Here is a 7,247-nt window from a genome sequence, read left to right as displayed (position 1 = left end):
CCTTGACTCGATCTGCGCGCGCCATCCTACGTGCTCCACGGTCGGGACGAAGAGCTGGCCTGCAATCGAACAAAGAGCTGAACAAACCGCCTTGACACACCAAATCCCCATGTGAGCAATCCAGAAAATCCCTCCGCGGTGACAGACTGGATTGGTTCGCTGCGCTCGCAATGACGAAAAAGGAGGACGCCATGGACGACCAGAAGCGCCGCGATGCCGGCATGAACGTGCGCCGCAAAGTGCTGGGCAATGCCTGGGTCGACAAGTCGATCGCGAACCGCAATGCCTTCAACACCGATTTCCAGGACCTGATCACGCGCTATGCCTGGGGCGAGATCTGGACCCGGCCGCATTTCGACGAGCGCACGCGACGGGTGCTGGTGATCGGCACCATGGTCGCGCTCGGACAATGGGACGAATTCCGCCTGCACGTGCGTGCGGCGCTCGCCGAGGGCGGCTTCACGCCCGACGATATCAAGGAGATCCTGCTCCAGCAGGCGATTTATTGCGGCGTGCCGGCGGTGAACCACGCCGTCAAGGAAGCCTCAGCGATTGTGCAGGAGCTCGGCCTGCTCAAGACCTAGCGGTGCGGCAATCTCTGCCGTCTTGGGCGCGGCCGCCGGCTTCTCGATCACCACCACGATGGCGGCACCGAGCAAAAGCAGCAGCTCGGTCGCGTGCAGCCGGAGCGCGGCCATCTCGCCGACCTTCGAGGCCATCACCATGCTGGCGAACGAGATCAGGCTGCCGATCGCCAGCGCAATGCCGAGCGCCTCGTCGCTGCCGCCGTTCTTGCGGGTTCGGGCGACGCAGAGCTGCGCGAGGTGGATCGCGAAAAACGCCACCACCGTCAGCCGTCCGAGCGCCAACAGCCAGGCGGCACGCACCGTATCCATCCCCGCCATCTGCAGATGGTCGCTCAGGAAGAGCGCCACGGCGACGCTCGGCCGCTCGTAGAGGCCGTGCACCGGTGCAACGAAGATGTTGAAGGCGACCAGGGCCCAGGCCGGGATGAAATAAGCCGCCAGCAGCGCGCCGTTGACCGAACCGATCCGCCAATTCCTGAACATGCCGCTTCCCGCTTGGTTTGCCGAGGCCTTCGACGGAAGGCAGCGGCTTTGCCGGAGCTAACTCGCATCGGACTGTGGCGGCAATTTAAACCCTTTGTTTACCTTAACTGCCCTCCATGGCCTCCCTCATTCCGGGGCAATGCGCAGCATTGAAATCTCGAGATTCCGGGTTCGGCTCTTCGAGCCGCCCCGGAATGACGGAGTAAGGCGCAAAAAAAGGCCCCGCCTCTCGGCAGGGCCTCCTTCACGCCTGGGCTCCCAGGCTCGTTATTCCTGACCGCGCTGGCCGCCCTGCTGCTGGCCGGGACGATCGCCCTGGCGCATCGGATCCTGCTGCTGCTGTCCGGGTTTGTGGCCGCCACCCTGCTGCTGTTGCGGGTTGCGCTGCCCGGGGTTCTGACTCTGCTGACCCGGATTCTGGTTCTGCTGCTTCGTCATTCGGGGAAACTCCCTTGTTGGACGTCAGGGCAAGATAACGGCCAGCACTTACTTTGGTTGCCCCGGAACCGGTTCCGTTCACGTCCGGAACCCGAGCAAAATGATCTCTGTACAAGCCTTTGTACCGAGACTTGGCCAGTTGCGGCCGCCAGTTCCCTCCTGTTACAAAACGGGAAGAACGCTCAAGGGCTGCCGGGGCCCAAGAACTCTGCAAGAGCTCCCTTTGAGCCGCGACAAGTTTGGGTAACGGCAGCTTATGGATTATTTCGCCCAGCAGCTCATCAATGGCCTCGTGCTCGGCTCGATCTACGGCCTGATCGCGATCGGCTACACGATGGTCTACGGCATCGTCGGCATGATCAACTTCGCCCATGGCGACATCTTCATGATCGGCGGCTTCATCGCCCTCATCACCTTCCTGATCCTGATCTCGCTCGGCCTCACGGCCATTCCCGTGATCCTGCTCGTCGTGCTGCTAGTGTCGATGGCGATCACGGCACTCTATGGCTGGACCATCGAGCGCATCGCATACCGGCCGCTGCGTCATTCCTTCCGCCTCGCCCCGATGCTGTCGGCGATCGGCATGTCGTTCGTTCTGACCAATTATTCGCAAGTTGCGCAAGGCGCCCGCGTCAAGCCGATCCCGCCCTTCATCACCGGCGGCTACACATTGCATGAGAGCCCGGATGGGTTCGTGATCCAGCTCTCCAACATCCAGATCATGGTGGTCATCACCACCATCGTGCTGCTGGTGATCTTCAATTGGCTGGTCTCGCGCACCCGGCTCGGGCGCGACATGCGCGCCTGCGAGCAGGACCAGACCATGGCGGCGCTGCTCGGCGTCGACGTCGACCGCACCATCTCCATGACTTTCGTGATCGGCGCCGCCCTCGCTGCGGTCGCGGGCCTGATGTACCTGCTCTATTACGGCCTTGTCGATTTCTTCATGGGCTTCGTCGCCGGCATCAAGGCCTTCACCGCGGCCGTGCTCGGCGGCATCGGCTCGCTGCCGGGGGCCATGCTCGGGGGGCTCGCGATCGGCCTGATCGAGACGTTCTGGTCGGCCTATTTCTCGGTCGAATACAAGGACGTCGCGGCGTTCTCGATCCTGATCGTCGTGCTGATCTTCATGCCGACCGGCCTGCTCGGCCGTCCCGAAGTCGAAAAAGTCTGACGGACCGGCCGCGTGACAGCTCCCTCGACCAATACGGCCAAACCTGCAACGGGCATCCTCGCCCTCCTCAAAACCGCCTTCATCAACGCCCTCGTCGCGCTGGTGCTGTTCTCGCTGATGGTCGGCATCCGCACCGAGGCAGGTTCCTCCGGCCAGCTCACCTACTGGACCCGATTCGGCGAGCTCGCCTCCCTGGTCGCGATCGTGTTCGGCGGCTCGATCGTGATCGAGCTGCTGCGGCAATGGATCGGTCCGACCGGCGCCGAGAAGCTGGTGCCGCCAGCACTGCAGAGCGGCATGTCCTTGATCGGCCGCTATCTCACGCCGGCGCTGCTGATCTTCACGCTGCTGGTGCCCGTGATCTTCTATGACCAGCGCTACATCCTCGATCTCGCGATCCTCGTGCTCACCTATGTGATGCTGGGCTGGGGCTTGAACGTCGTGGTCGGGCTCGCCGGCCTGCTCGATCTCGGCTACGTCGCCTTTTATGCGGTCGGTGCCTATTCCTACGGACTGCTCGCCACCAATTTCGGCTGGTCGTTCTGGATCTGCCTGCCGCTCGCCGGCATCCTCGCCGCGTTCTGGGGCGTGCTGCTCGGCTTCCCCGTGCTGCGCCTGCGCGGCGACTATCTCGCCATCGTGACGCTCGCCTTCGGCGAGATCATCCGCCTCGTCATCATCAACTGGCAGGAGCTCACCGGCGGCCCGAACGGCGTCTCCGGCATTCCCCGCCCCACCTTCTTCGGCATCCCGCTCGACAACAGCGATGAAGGGTTTGCCGCCAGGCTCGGCATCGAGTACTCGCCGACCCACCGCATCGTCTTCCTGTTCTACCTGATCCTGGCGCTTGCGCTCCTCACCAACTGGGTGACGATCCGCCTGCGCCGCCTGCCGATCGGGCGGGCATGGGAGGCCTTGCGCGAGGACGAGGTCGCCTGCCGCGCGCTCGGCATCAACACCACGACCACCAAGCTCACGGCGTTCGCGACCGGCGCCATGTTCGGCGGCTTCGCCGGTGCGTTCTTCGCCACCCGCCAGGGCTTCATCAGCCCGGAATCCTTCACTTTCCAGGAATCGGCGCTGGTGCTCGCGATTGTCGTTCTCGGCGGCATGGGCTCGCAGCTCGGCGTCGCACTCGCCGCGCTCGCCATGATCGGCGGCTTCGAGCTGTTCCGCGGCCTCGAGACCTATCGCATGCTCGTGTTCGGCATGGCGATGGTGCTGATCATGATCTGGCGGCCGCGCGGCCTGATCGGCCATCGCGCGCCGACGGTGTTTCTGACCAAGGCGCAGGCGATCTCCTCCGACCTCGTCAAGGAAGGGCACGGATGAACGGCGACAAGATCCTCACCGTCGACCGGCTCACCATGCGCTTCGGCGGCATCGTCGCCGTGCAGGACCTCTCCTTCGACGCCGAGCGGAAGAAGATCACCGCCCTGATCGGGCCGAACGGCGCCGGCAAGACCACGGTCTTCAACTGCATCACCGGTTTTTACAAGCCGAGCGCCGGCGCCATTCGCCTCGCCCATGACGACGGCAGAGTGATCGCGCTGGAGCGGCTGAACGATTTCCGCATCGCCAAGCAGGCCAAGGTGGCGCGCACGTTCCAGAACATCCGCCTGTTTCCCGGCATGACCGCGCTGGAGAACCTGATGGTGGCGCAGCACAACGCGCTGATGCGCGCCTCCGGCTTCACCTTGCTCGGCCTTGTCGGCGCCCCCGGCTACCGCGACGCCGAAAAGCGCGCGATCGATCTCGCCACCGACTGGCTCAGGCGGGTCAACCTGCTCGACCGCGCCGACGACGCCGCCGGCAATTTCGCCTATGGCGACCAGCGCCGGTTGGAAATCGCGCGCGCAATGTGCACCGAGCCCGCCCTGTTGTGCCTGGACGAACCCGCGGCCGGCCTCAATGCGCGCGAGAGCGCGGCCTTGAGCGAGCTCCTGCTCTCGATCCGGAACGAGCTCGGCACCTCGATCCTGCTGATCGAGCACGACATGTCGGTGGTGATGGAGATCTCCGACCACATCGTGGTGATGGACCATGGCGTGAAGATCGCGGAAGGCACGCCGCGCGAGGTCCGCGACGATCCCAAGGTGATCGCCGCCTATCTCGGCGCCGACGAGGAAGAGGCCGTAGCCGTGATGGAGAGTGGGACGTGACATCGGCGCCCACTCCCCTGCTCGCGATCCGGGGCCTTCGCGCCGCCTACGGCAAGATCGAGGCGCTGAAGGGCGTCGATGTCGAGATCAATGCCGGCGAGATCGTAGCCCTGATCGGCGCCAACGGCGCCGGCAAGTCGACGCTGATGATGACGATCTTCGGCAAGCCGCGCGCCCGCGCCGGCCAGATCCTCTTCGAAGGCCGCGACATCACCGACATGCCTACCCACGAGATTGCGCATTTGCGCATCGCGCAATCGCCGGAAGGCCGCCGCATCTTCCCGCGCATGAGCGTTGCGGAGAACCTTCAGATGGGGGCGGACTCCACCGAATGCAGCGATGCCGAACGCGAGGCGATGCTGCAACGCGTGTTCACGCTGTTTCCGCGGCTGAAGGAACGCTATGCCCAGCGCGGTGGAACCCTGTCCGGCGGCGAGCAGCAGATGCTGGCAATCGGCCGCGCGCTGATGAGTCGCCCCCGCCTGCTCCTGCTCGACGAACCCTCGCTCGGACTGGCACCGCTGATCGCACGCCAGATTTTCGATGCGATCCGCACCCTGAACCGGCAGGACGGCCTGACCGTCCTGATCGTCGAGCAGAACGCCAACCATGCGCTCAAGCTCGCCCATCGCGGCTATGTCATGGTCAATGGCCTGATCACGCTGGCGGGGACCGGAGCCGAGCTGCTGCAGCGCCCCGAGATTCGCGCCGCCTATCTGGAAGGCGGCCGGCACGGCTGAGTCCGGCCATCTGCAGCGCAATGTGGCGAGATATCTCCGCCAATGCCCGTATTTTGCCGGTGACTTCTCCTCGGATTCATTCAAGAATGGCGGCGGTTTGAACCGGGCATTCCCGGCAACTTCCACAGGCGACCACCCGCGAGGTATCTCATGAAATCACTGAAACTCATCGGTCTGGCATTCGGCGCATCGATCGCGCTGTCGAGCGCGGCATTCGCGCAGGATGTCACCGTCGCAGTCGCAGGCCCGATGACGGGCGGCGAGTCCGCCTTCGGCCGCCAGATGAAGAACGGCGCCGAGATGGCCGTGGCCGATATCAATGCCGCCGGCGGCCTCAACGGCAAGAAGCTCGCGCTCTCCATCGAAGACGACGCTTGCGACCCCAAGCAGGCGCGCTCGATCGCCGAAAAGATCGCCGGCGCGAAAATCCCGTTCGTGGCCGGGCACTACTGCTCGTCATCGTCGATCCCGGCCTCGGAAGCCTATGCCGACGGCAACGTGCTCCAGATCACGCCGGCCTCGACCAACCCGCTGTTCACCGAGCGCAAGCTCTGGAACGTGGCTCGCGTCTGCGGCCGTGACGATCAGCAGGGCCTGATCGCCGCGCAGTACATCGCCAAGAACTTCAAGGGCAAGAACATCGCCATCCTCAACGACAAGACCACCTACGGCAAGGGTCTTGCCGACGAGACCAAGAAGGCACTCAACAAGGCCGGCATCACCGAGAAGATGTACGAGTCCTACAACAAGGGCGACAAGGACTTCAATGCGATCGTCTCGCGCCTGAAGCGCGACAACATCGACCTCGTCTATGTCGGCGGCTATCATCAGGAGAGCGGCCTGATCCTGCGCCAGATGCGCGACCAGGGCCTCAAGACCGTGCTGATGGCCGGCGACGCACTCGCCGACAAGGAGTACGCCTCCATCACCGGCCCTGCCGGCGAGGGCACGCTGTTCACCTTCGGCCCCGACCCGCGCAACAAACCGACCGCGAAGAAGATCGTCGAGGCTTTCAAGGCGAAGGGCATCGATCCCGAGGGCTACACGCTCTACACCTACGCAGCGATGCAGGTGTGGTCGCAGGCGGCCAAGAAGGCGGGCACCACCGACGCCAAGAAGGTCATGGCGGCGATGAAGGCCGGCAAGTGGGACACCGTGATCGGCCCGATCGAGTATGACGCCAAGGGCGACATCAAGCAGATCGACTACGTCGTCTACAAGTGGGACGCCAAGGGCGGCTACGCCGAGATCGCGGGCAGCGGCACCTAGCCGCTGGCCTGGACCTCAATCCCCTCAATCATCACCGCGCCCCGGGCTTACCCCGGGGCGTTTCTTCTTGCGGCAGGGATCAGACGACTGCGGGCAGTTCGCCGGCCGCGGCCTGGGCCTTCCGCAATGCCTGCAGGAGATCGTTCGGCCGAAACGGCTTTTGCAGGCAGACTACGTTGGCGAGGAGGGGCGATTGGTCCATGAAATCGAGCGCCGTCATCCCGGACACCGCAATGACGGGGAGCGCCGGCGCGCGCTCGCGCAGGGTCGCAATTGTCGATGTTCAATAATTCGCTGATTGGATCGCGGTGGTCTTGGAAGCGGCGAAAGCCTTGGGAGTTTGTCCTGCCAAGGCCTGATGGGGTCTGTGGTTGTTGTAGTAGACGAGGTACTC

At 64.2% G+C, this 7,247-nt stretch carries 8 protein-coding genes and 1 pseudogene; 6 read left to right on the top strand and 3 right to left on the bottom strand.

The window, feature by feature from the left end:
• The first annotated feature begins 191 nt into the window (after nucleotides 1-191).
• Nucleotides 192-584, top strand: a complete 393-nt coding sequence (locus tag EAV90_RS38645; protein ID WP_122406583.1) for a carboxymuconolactone decarboxylase family protein — start codon at nucleotides 192-194, stop codon at nucleotides 582-584.
• Here the strand turns inward: EAV90_RS38645 and EAV90_RS38640 are convergent.
• A complete protein-coding gene (locus EAV90_RS38640) occupies nucleotides 546-1,070 on the bottom strand; it encodes a hypothetical protein (RefSeq protein ID WP_129146423.1) in 525 nt (174 codons plus the stop codon). The genes EAV90_RS38645 and EAV90_RS38640 overlap by 39 nt on opposite strands.
• A gap of 267 nt (nucleotides 1,071-1,337) precedes the next feature.
• Nucleotides 1,338-1,508, bottom strand: coding sequence for a hypothetical protein (locus EAV90_RS39990; protein WP_164937295.1), 171 nt, complete (start codon nucleotides 1,506-1,508; stop codon nucleotides 1,338-1,340).
• Nucleotides 1,509-1,764: 256 nt separating this feature from the next.
• Here EAV90_RS39990 and EAV90_RS38630 point away from each other — a divergent pair, with 256 nt between their 5' ends.
• From EAV90_RS38630 to EAV90_RS38610, 5 genes are all read left to right on the top strand, one after another.
• Nucleotides 1,765-2,682, top strand: coding sequence for an ABC transporter permease subunit (locus tag EAV90_RS38630; RefSeq protein ID WP_122402525.1), 918 nt, complete (start codon nucleotides 1,765-1,767; stop codon nucleotides 2,680-2,682).
• A gap of 12 nt (nucleotides 2,683-2,694) precedes the next feature.
• Entirely contained in the window at nucleotides 2,695-4,014 is a 1,320-nt protein-coding gene (gene livM / locus EAV90_RS38625) for a high-affinity branched-chain amino acid ABC transporter permease LivM (protein ID WP_122402524.1), read from the top strand.
• Nucleotides 4,011-4,844: an ABC transporter ATP-binding protein gene (locus EAV90_RS38620; RefSeq protein ID WP_129146422.1), complete on the top strand. Its 834-nt coding sequence runs from the start codon at nucleotides 4,011-4,013 to the stop codon at nucleotides 4,842-4,844. Before livM ends, EAV90_RS38620 begins: the two co-directional genes overlap by 4 nt.
• Nucleotides 4,841-5,584, top strand: a complete 744-nt coding sequence (locus tag EAV90_RS38615; protein WP_129146421.1) for an ABC transporter ATP-binding protein — start codon at nucleotides 4,841-4,843, stop codon at nucleotides 5,582-5,584. Before EAV90_RS38620 ends, EAV90_RS38615 begins: the two co-directional genes overlap by 4 nt.
• A gap of 150 nt (nucleotides 5,585-5,734) precedes the next feature.
• Nucleotides 5,735-6,853, top strand: coding sequence for a branched-chain amino acid ABC transporter substrate-binding protein (locus EAV90_RS38610; RefSeq protein ID WP_122402521.1), 1,119 nt, complete (start codon nucleotides 5,735-5,737; stop codon nucleotides 6,851-6,853).
• A gap of 79 nt (nucleotides 6,854-6,932) precedes the next feature.
• Here EAV90_RS38610 and EAV90_RS38605 read toward each other — a convergent pair.
• Nucleotides 6,933-7,127: pseudogene (locus tag EAV90_RS38605) on the bottom strand (response regulator); the annotation flags it as partial.
• Nucleotides 7,128-7,247: the final 120 nt, after the last annotated feature.

Source organism: Bradyrhizobium vignae, from assembly GCF_004114425.1.
Taxonomy (GTDB): domain Bacteria; phylum Pseudomonadota; class Alphaproteobacteria; order Rhizobiales; family Xanthobacteraceae; genus Bradyrhizobium; species Bradyrhizobium vignae.
Note: the sequence above shows the minus strand (reverse complement) of the source record. Positions and strands in the feature narration are given on the sequence as shown.

Excerpts from the sequence above, each read along its gene's own strand:
- EAV90_RS38645 (WP_122406583.1), top strand. The coding sequence starts at position 192 with ATGGACGACCAGAAGCGCCGCGATGCCGGCATGAACGTGCGCCGCAAA.
- EAV90_RS38640 (WP_129146423.1), bottom strand. The coding sequence starts at position 1,070 with ATGTTCAGGAATTGGCGGATCGGTTCGGTCAACGGCGCGCTGCTGGCG.
- EAV90_RS39990 (WP_164937295.1), bottom strand. The coding sequence starts at position 1,508 with ATGACGAAGCAGCAGAACCAGAATCCGGGTCAGCAGAGTCAGAACCCC.
- EAV90_RS38630 (WP_122402525.1), top strand. The coding sequence starts at position 1,765 with ATGGATTATTTCGCCCAGCAGCTCATCAATGGCCTCGTGCTCGGCTCG.
- EAV90_RS38620 (WP_129146422.1), top strand. The coding sequence starts at position 4,011 with ATGAACGGCGACAAGATCCTCACCGTCGACCGGCTCACCATGCGCTTC.
- EAV90_RS38610 (WP_122402521.1), top strand. The coding sequence starts at position 5,735 with ATGAAATCACTGAAACTCATCGGTCTGGCATTCGGCGCATCGATCGCG.